The organism is Bradyrhizobium sp. Kon10, assembly GCF_055807395.1.
The window spans coordinates 48,510-66,512 of the sequence record NZ_JBVVOZ010000020.1 but is presented as its reverse complement, the minus strand read 5'-3'; the positions used below and the strand labels follow the sequence as shown (position 1 = coordinate 66,512).

17 protein-coding genes are annotated in these 18,003 nt (G+C 63.5%); 6 read left to right on the top strand and 11 right to left on the bottom strand.

From position 1 onward, the window contains the following. Positions 1 to 364 precede the first annotated feature (364 nt). Entirely contained in the window at positions 365 to 1,078 is a 714-nt protein-coding gene (locus tag AC0L2O_RS24895; protein ID WP_369722466.1) for a helix-turn-helix domain-containing protein, read from the bottom strand. A 150-nt stretch (positions 1,079 to 1,228) separates the two neighbouring features. Between AC0L2O_RS24895 and AC0L2O_RS24890 the strand changes: the two genes are divergently transcribed. Beyond that, positions 1,229 to 1,546, top strand: coding sequence for a c-type cytochrome (locus AC0L2O_RS24890; RefSeq protein WP_409187880.1), 318 nt, complete (start codon positions 1,229 to 1,231; stop codon positions 1,544 to 1,546). Between the two features lie 6 nt (positions 1,547 to 1,552). On the opposite strand, the gene AC0L2O_RS24885 is transcribed toward AC0L2O_RS24890, so the two are convergent. Genes AC0L2O_RS24885 through AC0L2O_RS24875 form a run of 3 tightly spaced genes read right to left on the bottom strand, consistent with a single transcriptional unit; the run spans position 1,553 to position 4,563 of the window. Beyond that, positions 1,553 to 2,653 (bottom strand): ABC-type transport auxiliary lipoprotein family protein, encoded by a 1,101-nt coding sequence (locus AC0L2O_RS24885; RefSeq protein WP_473371559.1) that lies wholly within the window; start codon positions 2,651 to 2,653, stop codon positions 1,553 to 1,555. Between the two features lie 3 nt (positions 2,654 to 2,656). Further along, positions 2,657 to 3,424: an ABC transporter ATP-binding protein gene (locus AC0L2O_RS24880; protein ID WP_473371558.1), complete on the bottom strand. Its 768-nt coding sequence runs from the start codon at positions 3,422 to 3,424 to the stop codon at positions 2,657 to 2,659. A gap of 2 nt (positions 3,425 to 3,426) precedes the next feature. Then, positions 3,427 to 4,563, bottom strand: coding sequence for an ABC transporter permease (locus tag AC0L2O_RS24875; protein ID WP_473371557.1), 1,137 nt, complete (start codon positions 4,561 to 4,563; stop codon positions 3,427 to 3,429). A 170-nt stretch (positions 4,564 to 4,733) separates the two neighbouring features. On the opposite strand from AC0L2O_RS24875, the gene AC0L2O_RS24870 reads away from it, so the two are divergent. Both AC0L2O_RS24870 and AC0L2O_RS24865 read left to right on the top strand, forming a co-directional pair. Next, complete coding sequence (locus AC0L2O_RS24870) at positions 4,734 to 5,009, top strand: hypothetical protein (protein ID WP_473371556.1); 276 nt, start codon at positions 4,734 to 4,736, stop codon at positions 5,007 to 5,009. Further along, positions 5,010 to 5,480: a phage holin family protein gene (locus tag AC0L2O_RS24865; RefSeq protein WP_473371555.1), complete on the top strand. Its 471-nt coding sequence runs from the start codon at positions 5,010 to 5,012 to the stop codon at positions 5,478 to 5,480. Between the two features lie 9 nt (positions 5,481 to 5,489). Here AC0L2O_RS24865 and AC0L2O_RS24860 read toward each other — a convergent pair whose 3' ends face one another. Continuing rightward, positions 5,490 to 8,183: a bifunctional acetate--CoA ligase family protein/GNAT family N-acetyltransferase gene (locus tag AC0L2O_RS24860; RefSeq protein WP_473371554.1), complete on the bottom strand. Its 2,694-nt coding sequence runs from the start codon at positions 8,181 to 8,183 to the stop codon at positions 5,490 to 5,492. Between the two features lie 67 nt (positions 8,184 to 8,250). Continuing rightward, on the bottom strand, positions 8,251 to 9,090 hold the full coding sequence (locus tag AC0L2O_RS24855) for a universal stress protein (RefSeq protein ID WP_473371553.1): 840 nt from the start codon (positions 9,088 to 9,090) through the stop codon (positions 8,251 to 8,253). A gap of 207 nt (positions 9,091 to 9,297) precedes the next feature. Between AC0L2O_RS24855 and AC0L2O_RS24850 the strand changes: the two genes are divergently transcribed. Further along, positions 9,298 to 10,821: a bifunctional aminoglycoside phosphotransferase/ATP-binding protein gene (locus AC0L2O_RS24850; protein ID WP_473371552.1), complete on the top strand. Its 1,524-nt coding sequence runs from the start codon at positions 9,298 to 9,300 to the stop codon at positions 10,819 to 10,821. 25 nt (positions 10,822 to 10,846) lie between these two features. Then, positions 10,847 to 11,821, top strand: a complete 975-nt coding sequence (locus tag AC0L2O_RS24845) for a CHAD domain-containing protein (RefSeq protein WP_473371551.1) — start codon at positions 10,847 to 10,849, stop codon at positions 11,819 to 11,821. Here AC0L2O_RS24845 and AC0L2O_RS24840 read toward each other — a convergent pair. Both AC0L2O_RS24840 and AC0L2O_RS24835 read right to left on the bottom strand, forming a co-directional pair. Further along, positions 11,818 to 13,674 (bottom strand): PHA/PHB synthase family protein, encoded by a 1,857-nt coding sequence (locus AC0L2O_RS24840; RefSeq protein WP_473371550.1) that lies wholly within the window; start codon positions 13,672 to 13,674, stop codon positions 11,818 to 11,820. The two genes, AC0L2O_RS24845 and AC0L2O_RS24840, sit on opposite strands and share 4 nt — an antisense overlap. A 2-nt stretch (positions 13,675 to 13,676) precedes the next feature. Beyond that, positions 13,677 to 14,090: a hypothetical protein gene (locus AC0L2O_RS24835; RefSeq protein ID WP_409187873.1), complete on the bottom strand. Its 414-nt coding sequence runs from the start codon at positions 14,088 to 14,090 to the stop codon at positions 13,677 to 13,679. Positions 14,091 to 14,280: 190 nt separating this feature from the next. On the opposite strand from AC0L2O_RS24835, the gene AC0L2O_RS24830 reads away from it, so the two are divergent. Next, positions 14,281 to 15,009 carry a CBS domain-containing protein gene (locus tag AC0L2O_RS24830; RefSeq protein WP_473371549.1) on the top strand — a complete coding sequence of 243 codons (729 nt, stop codon included), beginning with the start codon at positions 14,281 to 14,283 and terminating at the stop codon, positions 15,007 to 15,009. Positions 15,010 to 15,022: 13 nt separating this feature from the next. On the opposite strand, the gene AC0L2O_RS24825 is transcribed toward AC0L2O_RS24830, so the two are convergent. From AC0L2O_RS24825 to AC0L2O_RS24815, 3 genes are all read right to left on the bottom strand, one after another. Continuing rightward, the gene (locus tag AC0L2O_RS24825; RefSeq protein WP_473371548.1) at positions 15,023 to 15,475 is read right to left on the bottom strand and encodes a RidA family protein; all 453 of its coding nucleotides are present in this window, start codon (positions 15,473 to 15,475) and stop codon (positions 15,023 to 15,025) included. 21 nt (positions 15,476 to 15,496) lie between these two features. Continuing rightward, on the bottom strand, positions 15,497 to 17,188 hold the full coding sequence (locus AC0L2O_RS24820; protein WP_473371547.1) for a benzoate-CoA ligase family protein: 1,692 nt from the start codon (positions 17,186 to 17,188) through the stop codon (positions 15,497 to 15,499). Positions 17,189 to 17,335: 147 nt separating this feature from the next. Next, positions 17,336 to 17,854 carry a MarR family winged helix-turn-helix transcriptional regulator gene (locus AC0L2O_RS24815; protein ID WP_473371546.1) on the bottom strand — a complete coding sequence of 173 codons (519 nt, stop codon included), beginning with the start codon at positions 17,852 to 17,854 and terminating at the stop codon, positions 17,336 to 17,338. Between the last annotated feature and the right edge of the window lie 149 nt (positions 17,855 to 18,003).

Here is an 18,003-nt window from a genome sequence, read left to right as displayed (position 1 = left end):
ACCCGCAAGCTGCGGCGATGCATTTCGGACGATGCAGAGTTGCAGGGCTGGCAAGCCGCGATTGCGTTGAGGCGCTGCCGTATAGGCGACAGGCCCAGCGCCCGCGCTTGGCATGTCCAAACCGGACTATTCTCTCAGGAAGCTCTGCGCTTGGCACCCGAATCAGGCCTGCTTGCGCTGGTCTGTAGGTCTGCCCAGGCCAGAGCTGCAGCGAATGCGACAAAGACGGCCACGACGGCAGTCATCACGAGCAGCGCTTCGGTCGGCATGGTGCCCCTCCCAGACTTTGTTCCGGGCAGTATTCGCATTGTCCGGCCGACGTCATTGATCGGGATCAAAATCGGGAAGCGTTTTGGAACGGCCGTCAGGCGGCGGCCAAGGCTTCGACCCTGGCGAGATCGAGCAGGCTGATGCCACCGTGGATGATCTCGATCGCGCCGCGGCGCTCCAGCCTGGTCAAGGTGCGGCTGACGGTTTCGATGGTCAGGCCGAGATAATCGGCGATGTCCTGCCGGCTCATCGGAAGCCACACCGTGTCCGAGGGACCCTTGAGCGAGAACAACCGCTCACGCCAGCCGAGGAGAAAGGCTGCGACCTTCTCAGCGGCCGAACGGCGGCCGAGCAGGACCATATGATCGCGGGCCTGGCTCAACTCGCGAATGGCGAGCTCGTTGATGCGCCTGAGGAGATGCGGCCGGTCCTCGATGAAACGGCCGAAGGGCGCCTTCGCAAACTGGCACACGGCCACCGCGCCGATCGCATCGGCCGAAAAATTGTGCCGGCCGGAAATATTCATCCCCAGGAAATCGCCCGGCAAGGCAAAGCCGACGATCTGGCGACGGCCGTCGGGCAGCAGCTTGTACAGCCGCATGACGCCCTCGAGCACGTTGAAAAACGACGTCGCGATGTCCTCCTCCGAGAACACCGTCTCGCCGCTGCCGAAATGGACATGGCGGCCGAGATGCTCGAATTCCCTGAGCTCAACCGCATTCAGCGACGAGCAAACTGCCGATGCGCGGACCGCACAATCGCTGCAGAAATGCCCGTTCGGCTCGATCGTCACCACGGAAGCCTTCATCCACCGCTCCAAGCGCCGGCTGCCTCGATCGGGGCTGTCCACCGTGCGGGCTGCATTTTACTGCACCGCACGAAAGCCGATTGACCCAGATCAATTTTGGCGCAGCTCCCCACCTTATTCTGCCTCCACAGCTTTATGGGGTGTCCTTCCATGCCGAAAAGCGCGCTTCGTCACGGCCTGATCGGACTGCTTCTGATCACGCCCGCGTTTGCCGCCCCGACCGCCGAACAACGCGGCAAGGCCTTCGCGCGGGCCAATTGCGCTCGCTGCCATGCGATCGACCGCGTGTCCGCAAGTCCGCTCAAGCTCGCACCTCCGCTGCGCACCCTGCACCGGCGCTATCCGATCGAGGCCCTCGGGGAGGCGCTGGCCGAAGGCATCTACACCGGCCATGCCGACATGCCGGCGTTCGAGCTCAATCCGGACCAGATCCACGACCTGTTGTCCTACCTGAAGACGCTGGAATAGAAGGCGTCACACCGCCTGCACGGTCCAGCCGATCAGCTCCTTCGCGATCCGCGCGAAGGCCATATCGAAGGCTGCGACTGCCGCGGCCGGCTCCACCTTGTCGAGCTTCTCGCTGCTCTCGATCAGGCGCGAGGCGATCACCTTGCCGTTCTTGTCGACGATCCTCGCCGACAGTCCGATCTCGACCCGCGTCTCACCCTCTTTGGCAATGCGGAAGCGCCTGATATCGATCAGGAGCTGATAATCCGCTTGCCCGAGGTCGATCGTGCGCAGCGGGGCATGGGCGATGTCATAATTCTCGAAACTGTCGATCAGCCGCGCCTGAACCAGCTTTGGAATGCTGTCGGCCCACAGGAATTCCGCAAAGCCGGGATTGTCCCCGACTGGCGAGAACAGCATCCGTTGCGTCTGGAGCATCGCGACCGCGGTCGGCTCGGGAATGGCCAGTGACGCCAGGGTCTTGCCGGCTGGTCCGAGATTTTGCGGCGCGCGCAGGTCGTAGGTGATTTTCTGCGCGGGGGGCCCGCCACCGGTCATCTTTTCGAGGCCGGCCAGAATGCCGTCGAGTTTGCCGGTATTCCGCGCCAGGCCGTCGGAGAAGGTCCTGAAATTGGAGATCGTGTCCTTCAGCGGACCGGAATTGTCCTCAAGCACCGAATCGACGCGCCGCAAGGCATCGCGCGCCGCCTGCGTCATGCTCTGGCCTGCGCCGGCGTCTGCGATCAAGGTCAAGGTCTCACCGGATTTGGCGGCGATCAGGCCGCCCTCCAACGTCACCACGGGCACGCCAGTCAGCCCCTGGAAATCGAGGCCGACCTTGGTGTCGGCACGCACCGGCGTCACCGAAGCAACGGAGATGGTCGCGTTGACGAAGCGCGGATTGTCCGGTGCGAGCCCAAGTTGAGTCACCTCACCGACGCGGATGCCGTTGAACAGCACGCCGGCGCCGACCAGCAGGCCCGGCACCGGCCCCTGGAACTGAACGTGGTAATTCGTACGCGGCCCGATGCCGCCCGTATTGTTGAGCCAGTAGACGAAGCCGAACACCGCGACGATCGCGGCCAGCACGAAAGTGCCGATCAGCACATAGGGAGCGCGGGTTTCCATGTCTCATCTCATCTGGGGTTGCAGCATCTGCGAGCGCTTGCCGTGGAAATAGGCGTGCACCCAGGGATGCTCGGATTGCAGCAGTTCGCGCATCGGGCCGATCGCCACGATCTTGCCGTCGGCAAGGGCAGCGACGCGGTCGCAGACGGTGGTGAGGCTCGCGAGATCATGGGTGACCATGAACACGGTCAGCCCCAGCGTCTTTTGCAGCGTCCTGATCAGCGCGTCGAAATCGCCGGCTGCGATCGGATCAAGTCCGGAGGTCGGCTCGTCCAGAAACAGAATCGGCGGATCGAGCGCGAGCGCGCGCGCCAGCGCCACGCGCTTGGTCATCCCGCCGGATAGCTCTGAGGGATATTTGTCGCCGTCCTGCGCCCGCAGCCCGACCATCTCGAGCTTGGCAATCGCCATCTCGTCCATCAGGTCCTGCGACAGCGCCAGATTTTCGCGCAGCGGAAACTGCAGGTTCTGCCGGACGGTCAGCGACGAGAACAATGCGCCTTGCTGGAACAGGATGCCCCATGTGGTGGCCGCGCGTCGGGTGCGGCCGCCGATCGGCTCTCCCATGACTTCGATGGTCCCGCTCCGGCGCGGGATAAGGCCGATGATGGTGCGCATCAACACCGACTTGCCGCCGCCGGACGCGCCCACGAGTCCGAGGATTTCGCCCCTGCGGACATCAAGCGACAGATGATCGAGCACGGTCTGGCGGCCGAAGCCGACCACGAGGTCGCGGACACGGATCGCGATTTCCTCCTGCGCTTCGGACATCGTCACATTCCGATCGAGGCAAAGAAGATCGCGAACAGGCCATCGAGCACGATCACCAGGAAGATCGACTTCACCACCGATGTGGTCGTCTGCTTGCCGAGCGATTCGGCACTGCCCTTGACCCGCAATCCCTCGCTGCAGGCGACGATCCCGATCACCAGCGCCATGAACGGCGCCTTCAGGATCCCCACCTCGAAATGGGTGACGGAGACCGCCTCGTGCAGCCGCGCGATGTAGATCGCCGGCCCCATGTCGCCATAGAATTGCGCGACCAGGCCGCCACCATAGAGCACGGCAATCGAGCCGATGAAGGCAAGGATCGGCAGCGCGATGACCAGGGCCGCGACGCGCGGCAGGATCAGGACGTCGACGGGGTCGAGCCCCATGGTCGAGAGCGCATCGATTTCCTCCCGCATCTTCATGGAGCCAAGCTCGGCGGTGTAGGCGCTTCCCGAACGGCCGGCGACCATGATGGCGACGATCAGCACACCCAGCTCACGCAGCACGAGGATGCCGACCATATCGACGGTATAGGACTCCGCGCCGAACCTGCGGAAATGAAAGAACCCCTGCTGGGCAATGATCGCGCCGATCAGAAACGTGATCAGCATGACGATGGGAATCGCCTGCCACCCGATCCGGTTCAGCTGATAGACCAGCGACGTCAGCCGCAGCGTGCGCGGTCGCCGCACCACGCCGATCACGGCCATGAACAATGCGCCGAGCATTTGAAGAAAGATCGTGATGTCCTCGCGGGCGCCGACGGTCGCCTTGCCGAGATCGTTCAGCCTGAGGAGAACCGGGTTGGGCGCGGCGACTGGAGCCGGCGTATGGCGGTTGACCTGGCGCACTTCGTCCATCAGGCCGCTGAAATGATCGGCTACGCCGACGATCCCCGCCGATTTTCCCGATGATGCAGCCTTTCGCGACAGTTTCTCCAGCATCCACGCGCCGAGCGTGTCGAGCGCGCTGACGCCCGACATGTCCAGGGTCACGGCCCTTGATCGCTCGACATCGACCCCGACCGATCGGGACAGCGTTTCGAGCGTCGACACGTTGGCTGCGATCCACGACCCCTGGGGACGCAATTCCAGCACATCGCCAGACGGTGTTGCCAGCAGCAGGGGTTCCGAATTCACGCTGAGATCCTTCATGGGAAAACCGGTCCCTGATATCCCGTGTTCTAGCTCTGCATGAGGCCGCTCGATTGACTTGCCTCAAAACCCGACCGCAGGAGCCTCGCTTTGACGCAAATCAAACGCTGTCGAGCTCGCTCGCATAGGCTTTCGCCGTTCGATGGAGACCGTCAATGTTCGATAGCCGCAGAACGAGCGACGAGCTGAAAGCACTGAAGGTCGACGTCACACGTCTGCTTGGCGTGGCCGGCGAAGAGATATTCGAATCATCAAAGGACCGCGCCGAAGCGCTCTCGAATCAAATCAAGGCCGCGCTGGCTGAACTCGGTGAGACCGTCGACGAGGAGCAGGAGCGGCTCCAAGAGCTTGTCGCAGAGCGGCCGGTCGCGGCGCTCGTCTCCGCCTTCGCGCTCGGCGTGGTGGTCGGATTCATGCTGAGGAGACAGTAGGTGAACACGGACAATGTCGTCAAACATCTGCGCGCCCTGTGGCGCACGGACAGGATCATTGCGGACATCAGGCTGCGCCGCCTGCTGGTCGGACTGGGACTGCGCGCCTTCGCGGCGCTGATCGCTGCATTCGGGCTGCTGATGCTGGAGTTCTCGGCCTATTTCGCGCTGGTCCAGATCTGGAGCGCGATTGCCGCGGCGGCCGCGCTCGGCGCAATCAATTTCGTCATTGCGGCGATCCTCTTCGTCGTCGCCGGGCGTCCGCCGTCGGGCCACGACATCGAGCTCGCCATTGAAATTCACGGCACGTCGATCGAAGCCCTGCAACTGGAGGCCCGGGCGCTCCAGGACCAGGTGAGCGGTGCGGTTCATCATCCGCTGAGCACGATTGTGCCGGTGCTGGTGCCGCTGATCGCAATCATCATCAAGACCATGCGGAAAGGCGCCAAAGAACCAGCCGCGGAAGCGTAATTGACGCGTTCAGAGCTTCAGCCGGACGTCGCAGATATCGGGCTCGGCCGGATCCGGCTTCACCTCGAAGCCGAGTTGCCGGCACATCTCCAGCATCGTGGTGTTCTCCCTGAGCACATCGCCCGAGATGGTCTTCAGCCCTTCAGATCTTGCGTAGTCGATGATCAGCTGCATCAGCGCCCATCCGAGTCCCCTGCCCTTGAGGTCGGACCGCAGCAGAATGGCGTATTCGCCGCTCTCGTAGACCGAGTCCGAATGAATCCGGACAACGCCGACCATCTCACCGCTCGCCTCATCGAACGCGATGAAGGCCATCGCGCGCGCATAGTCGAGCTGGGTCAGGCGTGCGATGAACTCATGGGTAAACTCCTTCATCGGCGCGAAGAACCGCAGGCGAAGGTCGTGAGGCGTCACGTGGCGCAGGAATTCGTGGATGATCGGCTCGTCTTCGGGGCGCAATGGCCGGACGAAGATGCGCCAGCCGTCCTTGAGCGCGAGGCGGCGCTCCCACTGCGACGGATAGGCGCGGACGGCGAAATTGGCGGGCCCTGAGCCCGCGAATTTCCGCTGCGGCGGCCCTACGGCGACGCGAGCATCGACCGCGGTTACGCCAGTCTCATCCGCCAGCAGCGGATTGATGTCGAATTCGCGGATTGCCGGAATATCGGCGGCCATCTGCGCCAGCTTGACCAGCACCAAGGCGACGGCATCCTGCTTGACGGCCGGAACGTCCCGATAGGCGCGCAACAACCGCGAGACGCGGGTACGGTCGATCAGGTCACGGGCCAGCTGCAGATCAAGCGGCGGCAGCGCCAGCGCCTTGTCGTTGATGATCTCCACCGCCGTTCCGCCGCGACCGAACACGACGACGGTGCCGAAGGTCGGGTCGTCGGCAAGTCCCAGGATCAGCTCGCGTGCCTTCGCCTTGACCACCATCGCCTGCACGATGACGCCGGAGATGCGGGCCTCGGGCCGTAGCTTCCTCGCCCGCGCCAAAATGTCGCTCGCGGCCGCACGCACCGCCTCCGGCGTGGTGAGATTGAGAACGACGCCACCGACATCGGACTTGTGCACGATGTCGCGCGACATGATCTTCAAGACGACAGTGCCGCCTCGCGCGAATATCTCGTTGGCGTAGGCCACCGCCTGCTCGATATCTGCCGCCGCATAGGTCGGCACCATCGCGATGTCGTACGCCTCGAGCAGGCGCTTGATCTCGACCGGCTCGAGCCATTTGCGACCGTCCGCGACCGCGGCGGTTACGATCTCCCTCGCAGCCTGGACGTCGGGCACGAAATTGTCGGGCATCGCTGGAGGAACCTGGCTCAGCTCCTCCACGACCTCGCGATGCCTGACAAGGTGCATGAAGCCGCGCACCGCGTCGTCTTCGGTCGGATAATTCGGAATGCCGCCGCCAGACAGCGCTTCGATGATATTCGGACTGGCCCCAACCCATGCGGCAAGCACAGGCTTCGCCCAGCTGCGATGCTTCTCGCGATATTTTCTGACGCGTTCGGTCACCGTCGTTGCGATGTCGGCAGCGGAGGCGATCGCGGTTTGCACGTTGAGGACCAAAACTGCGTCATTGCCGGGATCGGCGAGCAGCACCTCGAGCGCTGCCGCATAACGAGACGCATCGGCATCACCGACGATGTCGACGGGATTTGCGCCCGACCAGGTCGGCGGCAGCACGGCGTCGAGATTGTTGCGCGCGTCGGCCGAGAGGGATGCGGGAATGCCGCCAAGCTCGACCAGCCGGTCGACCGCGAGGACGCCGATGCCGCCGCCATTGGTGAGGATGGCAAGCCGCTTCCCGGCCGGAGATTCGACGCGTCCGAGCGTCTCCGCGCAGTCGAACAGCTCGCGCAGATCGGACACCCTGAGGACACCGGCGCGGCGGAATGCCGCGTCGTAGACGGCGTCAGCGCCGGCGAGAGCGCCCGTATGCGTGGCGGCCGCCCGCGCGCCCTGCGCCATGCGGCCGGACTTCACCACAACGACCGGCTTCACGCGCGCCGCGGCGCGGGCAGCCGACATGAACTTGCGCGCATCCTTGACGGCCTCGATATAAAGCAGGATCGCGCGGGTCTTGTGATCCATCGCGAAATAGTCGAGCAGGTCGGCAATATCGACTTCGATCTGGTCGCCAATCGAGACGATGCCGGAGAAGCCGACACCGCGCTGTGCGGCCCAATCCACCATGCCGGCCGCGATCGCACCCGATTGCGAGATCAACGCGAGGTTTCCAGCCTCCGGCATGTGCGCGGCGAAGCTTGCGTTGAGGCTGACGCCGGGCATCATGATGCCAAGACAATTGGGGCCGATCAGCCGCATGCCGTATTTTCGCGCGGCACTGATTGCGGCGTCGTGCAGGGATCCAGCTCCGTGGCCGAGACCGGCGGAGACGATCAAGGCGCCCGCCGCACCGAGACGGCCGGCCTGGTCGATGATGGCGGGAACCTCGACCGCCGGCGCAGTGATCACGACGAGCTCTGGGACGAATGGCAGTTGGTCCAGGCGGCTCACGGCAGCATGGCCGCCGATCTGGGCGTGGCGTGAATTCACCAAGCCGACCGGCCCCTTGAATTCCGCCTTGCGGATGTTTTCAAGAACGGCGCGTCCAACGGAGGCCTGACGGGGGCTCGCGCCGACGAGGGCGACCGACCGGGGCGACAACAAGTTCTTCAGACGGTAAGTCGACATGAATGCAATCGTCCGATCGGGCGACGGGTCCGATAGCCGGAACCTGGCTCGGGTGGAGGCAGCGCACCTAGTGCGAGATCATAACCCAGCACGGTGGCTGACCGATAACGGTCTTGGTAACGCCGCCCCAGACGATTTCGTTCAGACGCGAATGGTGGTAGGCGCCCATGACGATCGTATCGATGGCATGGGACTGCGCCCAGCTGCCGAGCACTTTGCCGATCGAGCTGCCGCTGACGTTCACGGTTTCGAAGGACGCGTAGACCCCGTGTTCCCTGAGATGATCGACCAGAGTGTTGCCGGACTGTGCGATCGGATCGGCGTTGTCGTCGGCCACCGTGATCACGCGCACCGTCGCGGCGGCCTGCAGGATCGGCAGCGCATCACCAACCGCACGCGCAGCGCGGGCGGAGTGGTCCCAGGCGATCATGACGTTCTCGAACTCCGGCCGCAGCACCTCCACATGCTGCTCCGGGCAAAGCAGCAGCGGCCGGCCGGACTCGAACAGGAACGTCTCAATGAGGTTTTCCGTTCGACTATCGTGCGGCTTCACGGGGACCAGCGTGAGGTCGCTGAAATGCGCATGTTCGGCCAGGGTCGACGCTATCTGGTCTGCCGGCACCCTGCCCGACCGGCTTTGGGCGCGAACGCCTGTGCGGGAGGCCGCATCGATGAACGCCTTCAGGAGATGCTGCATGTCGCCCACCCCGCGCATGGCATCGCGCTCGGCCGGATCCGGGTCGTCAGGGAACACCACTTTCGGCCGGACGAAGACATCATCCTCAAGGGCAAGCGCGGTGATCCTGGCACCGAGGTCGGCGGCAACAGCAACGCACTTCTCAATCGCAGCGAGCGCAGGTCCGCGGGGCTGGCCAACCAGCGGCAGAAAGACGTCCTTGATGGGCATCGGGATTCTCCTTGCCGGGCAAAATAGGCCGCCTTTGGTCGGGACGCTTGATCCTCGTCAAGTGGGGGAACTCCGTCCAATCAACCGACGACAGGCCTTGACGGAAGTCAAGGACTGGTCGTGATCCCGCTCTAAGGATTACTTTCCAAGGACTGCTATGGTTTGCGGCCGCACCGCTCGCCGACCCATCTGCACAGGCCGGCAGGGATGACAGACAATTCTGCGACCCAGGAACGGATCTTCGCGGCGCTGACCGCGCATGCCGGCGTGAAGCGGATCGACACGCACGCCGCTTCGGTCTTCCTCGACGGCAAGCGCGCACTGAAGATCAAGCGCGCCGTCCGCTTTCCCTTTCTCGACTATTCGACACTCGACAGGCGCAAAGCGGCCTGCGAGGAGGAGATCAGGATCAACCGGCCGCTGGCGCCACAGATCTATCATCGCGTCGTGGCGATCACGGAAGAGCCGGACGGATCGGTGAAGGTCGACGGCGACGGCCGGCCGATCGAATATGCGGTCGACATGTCACGCTTCGACGAAAGCCGGACGCTTGATCATCTGGCGAAGGCTCGGTTGTTTGATGTGGACCTCGCCTCGGCGATCGCCGATGCGATCGCCGCTTCGCATGCGGCCGCGGCATGCGTCGACGGCCAGGGATGGACGTCTTCCATCTCCGCCCTGATCGACGGCAATAGCAATGGCCTGCGGAACGGCGGATATTTCCAGACCGCGGAGGTCGAGCAGCTTGCCAAGGATTCACAGCAGGCATTCTTGCGCGTTCGCGCGTTGCTTGATCAGCGTGGCCGCCACGGCTTCGTGCGCCGCTGTCACGGCGACCTGCATCTTGCGAATATCGTGTTGATTGACCGCCAACCCGTGCTGTTCGATGCCATCGAATTCGACGCGCGGCTAGCGACCATCGACGTGCTCTACGACCTCGCTTTCACGCTGATGGACCTGCTGCGCCACGATCAGCCGCTGGCCGCCAACGTGGTCCTGAACCGCTATCTTGCCGCGACCCCGCCCGAAAATCTCGACGCGCTCAGCGCCCTGCCGCTGTTCATGTCGATGCGCGCGGCGATCCGCGCCCAGGTGGCTCTGGCACGGCTGAAGCCACCGCACTCCGGCGAGCACGAGATGCACGAGGACGCGCGTCGCTACTTTAGCCTGGCCCAGGCTCTGATCCATCCGCCCGCGCCCCGCTTGATTGCCGTCGGCGGACTGTCAGGCACCGGCAAGTCGGTTTTGGCCCGCGCACTCGCGCCGGGCGTGGCGCCCCAACCCGGAGCGGTCGTGCTCCGCAGCGACCTCATTCGCAAGCAGATGTTCGGGGTCAGCGAGACGGAGCGGTTGCCGCCATCCGCATATACGCCGGAGTTCGCGGAGCGGGTTTACGACATGGCCGCCCAACAGGCCCGACATGTGCTGGCCCAGGGCCATTCGGCGATCGTCGACGGTGTATTCGCCCGCGATTTCGAACGAGACGCATTTGCCGCACTGGCGCGGGCGTGCAACGTGCCTTTCGCCGGCCTCTTCCTGGTCGCGGACCTCGCAACCCGGCAGACCCGGATCGGAAGCCGACAAGGCGATGCATCCGACGCCACACAAGAGGTTGCCGCGCTGCAAGAGCACTATAATATCGGCCATGTCGGTTGGGCGACCATCGATGCCTCCGGGACACGCGAGCAGACGCTCAAGAGCTGCCAGGACGCAATCGCTGAGGGCAAATAAGGCATTCTGATTGGCGCGGGGTAGGATGGCGCGACCCACCACGAGTTCGAGCGCGACTGCTCGCGGCAAGCCTGCGGCGCGGCGCAATGCCCTGCCCGCCCGCCTCAGCCCTGGAATGGCCTGCGATACCGCCTTCCGGATCATCGCCCGCCGTCATCTCGACGCTGTGCTTGCCCAGCACGACGGCACCTGCCGCGGCGACCCCGATGCGCTGCATCAGATCCGGATCGCGCTGACACATCTGCGCACTACCATCCGCTTCTTCTCCCCCATGGTCGACGATGCGCTGCGGCCAAAAGTCTGGGCCGAGCTGAAGTGGCTGAATGGCCAGCTCGGCATGGTCCGGGACCTCGACGTCGCGATCGAACGCGTGGTGGCCGAGAGCGGCAAGGAGCTCGCCGTGATTGCCGAGCTCCAGCACTGGGACGAGAAACGTGCCGATAGCCACCGCCTGCTGGCGCGCGCGCTGCAATCTGCGCGCTATCGGCGCCTTGTCGAAGAGAGTTCGGCGTGGATCGAGAGCGGCCAATGGTCGACCAGCCGCAGCAAGGAGGCCATCAGGCTGCGCCGCCGCTCGCTCTCCGATCACGCGAGCGCGCAACTGACAGAATGGGAAAAGACGCTGCTCAAAAAGGCCCGGAAGCTCGGCAAGTTCGACGTCGAGAAACGGCACAGGCTGCGGATTCTCAACAAGCGTCTGACCTATTCAATCGAGTCGCTGCAGGACCTCTTCGCCGACAAATCCGTGCTGAAACAGAAATCGATCCTCAAGCAATTGCGCAAAGCGCAGCGGTCACTCGGACAGCTGAATGATGATGCGCGCGGGCAGGCTTTGGCTGCGTCATTGAACGGCGGCGGTATGGAGGCGGGCATTCGCTTCCTCGACCCAAAGCGCGAAAAGAAGCTGCTAGAAACCGCCGCGAACGCCTATCGGAAGCTCGACAAGGCCAAGCCTTTTCGCTCCTCGGACCTCGCGCCCGATCCAGCGACCGAGGACTAGGTGTGGACGTAGTCGCCCGGCGCGTCGGGCAGACTGTCGACGTTCCCGAACCCCATTCGTGGCGGCTCGCCAAGCTCATCGGAGCGGGCGGTCAGCCATTTGGACCATTCCTGCCACCACGAGCCCTCTGCATGCGGCGCCAGCTTCAGCCATTGGTCCCGGTCGACATGGGGCGCATCCTCCGCCTTGGTCATGAGCTGGTAGCTATGCCCAGGCTCGCCAGGAGGCGCCACGACGCCGGCGTTGTGCCCTCCGCTCGTCAACAGGAAGGTCACATCGGCGTCGACCTGATAGTGAATCTTGTAGACGGATCGCCACGGCGCCACATGGTCCCTGAGCGTGCCGACGACGAACATCGGCTCGTGAATGTCGGCGAGCGATACGCTTTTTCCGTCGACGTGGTAGCGGCCTTCGGCCAGGTCATTGCTGAGGAACAACTTGCGCAAATACTCGGAGTGCATGCGATAAGGCAGGCGCGTGGCGTCGGCGTTCCAGGCCATCAGATCGCTGGGCGGTGCCCGCTCTCCCATCAGGTAATCGTGCGACAGTCGGGACCAGATCAAATCATTGGATCGCAGGAGCTGAAAAGCGCCGGCCATCTGCGTCGTGTCGAGATATCCCCGCTCCCACATCATGTCTTCCAGAAAGGCGACCTGACTCTCGTTGATGAAGAGCGTCAGCTCGCCTGCCTCGGTGAAATCCGTCTGCGCAGCAAGCAATGTGATCGTCTTCAGCCGGTTGTCGCCGTCGCGCGCCATCGCGGCAGCCGCGATCGACAGCAAGGTACCTCCAAGACAGTAGCCGAGCGCATGAACCTTCCGGCGCGGCAGGATGCAGGCAATCGCATCCAACGCAGCGCTGACGCCCAATTTGCGGTAGTCATCAAAGGCCACGTCGCGGTCGCTCGCATTCGGATTGCGCCAGGAGATCGCAAATACCGTAAAACCCTCGCCGGTCAGATATTTGACCAACGAATTCTGCGGCGACAGGTCGAGAATGTAGTATTTCATGATCCAGGCCGGCACGATCAGGATCGGCTCGGGCCGCACCTTTTCGGTGGTCGGATGATACTGGATCAGCTCGATCAGGTCGTTCCGATAGACCACCTTGCCGGGCGACGCAGCGACGGTCTTGCCGACGACGAACTGCTCGTCGCCTGCCGCCTTTCCTGCAGAAAGCATTCGTATCAAGTCGCTGTACCAGTTCTGGCAGCCGAATACGAAATTCTCACCTCCGCTCCGGAACGCCTTCTGAAGCACCTCTGGATTGCTGGCAGCGAAGTTCGATGGCGCCAGCATGTCGAGCACCTGGCGGCCCGAAAACTCGACGATCGCCTCGTTCGCGGGGGAGACGCCATGCACCCCGGTTGCGGCATCGTGCCACCACCGCTCTCCAAGCAGAAACGACTGCGCATAGAGATTGAAAGGAGGGCTTTCCCACAATGGCGCCGCGAAACGGCGGTCCTGTGCTTGCGGCTTGATCACCGACCAGGGATTTTGGCCCGGAGCTGCGGCATGCGCTGCAGCGTCGATAAACCGGCCAGTGTCACGGACGGCCTCGCGCACCCTCTCCAGCTGGCGCTGCGGTGAGACCGCAAGATGCGAACTCCAATCAAGGTAGGCGAGCGACAGCGCTAGCGGCGAAATCCCACCGGTGAATCGCGCCAGCATCGCGTGGAATGCGCGGTCGAGCGGGTATGGCTCGGTGACGGGCTGCGCGTCGACAGCAGGGAGATTGGATGGCTGCTCGACGATTGGAGCCGGTAAGGCGCAGCGCGTCACCAAATCAATGGGCGGCTCGGCCGCCAGCTGCTCTTCAGCCAGGCGAAGGCTCGAGGTTTGCGCGAGAGTCATGGCTAAATGTTCTTGTTCGCTTCCGATTTCACGTCCATGACAGCGCCAGCCAGCCGCGGGCGATCGTTCAGCAGGCTGAAAGTCGCTGCCAGCACCCGCTCTCCGTGCCGGAAATACCGATCGCAGTCGCGACGTATAAAGTCGAGCTGATGCTGGCTGCATTCCCTGTACATGGCGCCCCAGTCTCTCATGGAATGGGAGCCGGCCAGTTTCGACACGAACTCCGCGAACAAGTGCGTTTCCGTTTGCGTTCGGTCCAGCAGTTCATTGGCTGCGAACACGATTTCCTCGAACACGAGTCCCTGCGTACCAAGCGCAGTATCCAGGGCACGTCGGTTCGCACCCGCCAGTCCGGCGATCGGACCAGAGGGCAATGGTTCCGCTGCAGGCTCCTGCAATTGGGCGAACTCACTCACGGTCAACCTCCTGACCACCCAAGAGGGTCCTTGTTGATCATGGTACAGCCAGCTGGTCCGAAAACGTTGAGCTGCATCAAATCGTCCGCCCGCCGCCAAAGCCCTGGCGCGATTGACCTGCCTCAAATCGATCCGCGCCGTCGAGACTAAGCTTCAGCTTGGATGTCCATCACAACCAGCGGAGTTCTCCATGCGCGCCCACCAGATCATGACTCGCTCGGTCATCTCGGTCACTCCCGAGACCAGCATTGTCGAGGCGGCGAACATCATGCTGAAGCGGCACGTCAGCGGCCTCACCGTGGTCGACGGTGCCGGCAAGCTGGTCGGCGTTGTCTCGGAAGGCGACTTCATCCGTCGCAGCGAAATCGGCACCGGACGCAAGCGAGGGCGCTGGCTTCGGTTTATTCTCGGCTCCGGCAAATCGGCCAGCGACTTCGTCCACGAGCATGGCCGCAAGGTCTCGGAAGTGATGACCGCCTCGCCCGTGATCATCACCGAGGATACGGCCCTGGCGGAGATCGTCGATCTCATGGAGCGACACAACGTGAAGCGTCTGCCAGTGGTGCGCGGCGACAGGGTCGTCGGCATCGTCTCGCGGGCCAATTTGCTACAGGCGGTCGCCGGTCTCGCCCGCGAGGTGCCGGATCCGACGGCCGACGATGATCACATTCGAGCCCGGGTCCTCGATGCCATGGAGAAGCACGATTGGTGTCCGTTCGGACTGAACGTGATCGTCCGCGACGGCATCGTTCACCTCAGCGGCGTTATCACCGAGGAACGCGCGCGGCAGGCCGCGGTTGTCGCCGCGGAGAACGTCGAAGGCGTCAAGAAGGTGCACGACCATTTGTGCTGGGTCGACACCATGTCCGGCGTCTACCTGAATTCGCCGGAGGACGACGATCTCGCCAAGGCGAGCTGAACCGGAACCCCGTTCAGCGGGGCAGAACGGCGGTGGCTTCGATCTCGACGCGCGCCGCCTTCTCGACCAGGCGGACGACCTGAACGAGCGCCATCGCGGGAAAGTGGGTCCCGAAGATGGCGCGGTAGATCTTGCCGAGTTCCTTCAAATTCGCCAGGTATTCGTCCATGTCGACGACATACCAGGTCAGGCGCACGAGATGCTCGGGTCGTGCACCGGCTTCGGCCAGAATTGCCGCAATGTTGCTCAGCGTCTGGTGCACCTGCGCGACGAAGCCTTCGGCGAGACGTTCCTCGGCATCCCAACCGATCACACCGCCGGTGACGACGATGCGCCCCTCGGCGGCCATGCCGTTGGCATAGCCCTTCGGCATCGGCCAGCCCGAAGGCTGGAGGACCTGCACCACTGACCGGGTGTCGTCCTCGGTGGACAGCACCGCAAGCTGCGGGCCTTTTGGCGTCGTCACGGACAATGGTCTATCCTCTTCTCAGTCTGCCGCGACGCCAGATGACGTCACTGCGGCATGCGCCAGCTGCCGCAAGGCAAAGCGCTTCAACTTGCCGGTCTCGGTCTTCGGCAACTGCGTCACAAACTCGATCGCACGCGGATATTTGTAAGGAGCGATCTCGCGCTTGACATGCTCCTGCAACTCGGCCGCGAGCGCAGCGTCCGGCGTGATGCCGGGGGCGGCGACGACATAGGCCTTCACGATCATTCCGCGCGCTTCGTCCGGAGCTCCGACAACACCGCACTCGGCGACCGCCGGGTGCGTGAGCAGCGCAGCCTCGACATCCGTACCGGCGATGTTGTAGCCGGCGGACACGATCATGTCGTCGGAGCGGGACTGGTACCAGAAATAACCGTCGCTATCCATCAGATAGGTGTCGCCGGTGATGTTCCAGCCGTTCTGCACGTATTTGCGCTGCCGCTCGTCGGCGAGATAGCGGCAGCCGGTCGGCCCGCGCACCGCTAGCCGCCCGAGCGTGCCCGGTGGCACATCGTTGCCTGAATCATCGACGATCTTGGCCTCATAGCCGGGCACGGGCTTGCCGGTCGCACCGGGACGGATCTCGTCTTCGGTCGCACTGATGAAGATATGCAACATCTCGGTCGATCCGATGCCGTCCATCAGCTTGATGCCGGTCGCCTTGAGCCAAGCATCGAATGTCGGCTTGGGCAGCGTCTCGCCCGCGGAGACACACTTGCGGAGCGAGGAAATGTCGCGGCCCGGAAGCTTGCCGATCATGGCGCGGTATGCCGTCGGCGCCGTGAAGCAGACCGTGGTCTTGTACTGCTCGATCGCCATCAGGATATCGTCGGGCGTGGTCTTCTCCAGAACGACGAAGGAGGCGCCGATATGCATGGGAAAGAGAACGCCGCCGAAACCGAAGGTGAAGGCGAGCGGCGCCGAGCCGACGAAGCGATCGGTCTGCTCGGCCCGAAGAATGTTGCGTGCGTAACCGTCGCATACCGCCAGCATGTCGCGGTGGAAATGCATGGTGCCCTTGGGTTCGCCAGTCGTGCCGGACGTGAAAGCGATCAGGCAGATATCGTCCGACGCGGTATCGACCGCGGCGAACTCGGGACTGGCATCGGCGATCATCGCCTCGAGCGAATTGGCCGCACCGTTGCCCCAGTACACAACATGTTTGAGACCGGGCGCGGCGGCTTTGGCCTTCTCCATCTCGTCGGAGAGTTTTCCGTCGCAGAGCGCATGCGTGATCTCAGCTTTCTGGATCGGGTAGGACAGCTCCTTGGCGCGCAGCAACGGCATCGTCGCCACGCAAATGCCACCGGCCTTGATCACCGCGAGATAGGTCGCAACCATCATCGGGCTATTCGCGGAGCGCAGCATCACGCGCCCGCCGGTCACGAGCCCGAGCTTGCCGACCAGCACGTTGGCAATGCGGTTCACCAGCGCTTGCAGCTCGCGATAGGTGTAGCTGACGGCGGGGCTGATGACGCAAGGCGCATCGCCGTGGCCCTGCTCGACCCAGCGATCGAGGAAATAGCTGACGCAGTTCAATCGGGGCGGATAGTTCAGCTCCGGTCGCGTGAAGATGAATTCCGGCCAAAGTTCCGGCGGCGGCAGATGCTGCCGCGCAAAACCATCGACATGGGCGCTCGCAGCGTTGCCGTCATACGAGCCCGGGACTTGAATCTTGGCGGCGTTGGCCATCGCACGCTCCTTTGCGCATGGAAAGCACCCGGCAGCACTCACTGGGAAACATTTTAGGCTTAAAGCAATTTTGCGCAATAGCCGATTTTGGAGATCCGGTGCTTTTTCCTGTGGCAAAGAGGATTCGCGGGCTGCCCCGCCCGCGACTCAGGGCCGGCGGCGCGCAGCCGATTTCTGCGCGGAGGCCTTGGTCTTGGCGAGCAGCCGCATCAGTTCGCGCACATCCTTCGGCGTGAGGTCGGCGAAGAGATCGGCGATCCAGGTCTCGTGCTCCGCAGCCATCCGACGAAACTCGGCGCGGCCGAGCTTTGTGAGGCGGATCACCTGGACCCGGCGGTCCGTCTCCGAGGTACGTCGATCGAGATGGCCGGATTCCACCAGGCGTTCGACCAGGCCCGTGACGTTGCCATTGGACACCATCATGCGCTTGGAGACGTCCGACAGCGTCATGCCGACAGGCGCCTTGTCGAGCTGCGCCATCAGATCGAAACGGGGCAATGTGACGTCGAAGCGTTGCCGCAGCCGGCCGCGGACTTCTCCTTCGATCAAGGTCGTGCAGGTCAACAGGCGCAGCCACAGCCGAAGCTCTTCGGCATGGTCCTCGGGCGTTTCGACGGCCTTGGTCTCGGAATCGAGCATCTTGATGCAGTCATCGGCGGCCGGCATTGGCGCCGGCACGGATTCCCTAACGTTTTGAGCTTCAAATAAATCCGCGCGGGCCGCAAGCCTAAAGCTGCAACAATCGACCGCGTGCCAATTTCTTTAAGCTTCAAGCAATTGGCGCGGCGCTTGCATGATCGTCGCGCCGCAATGGC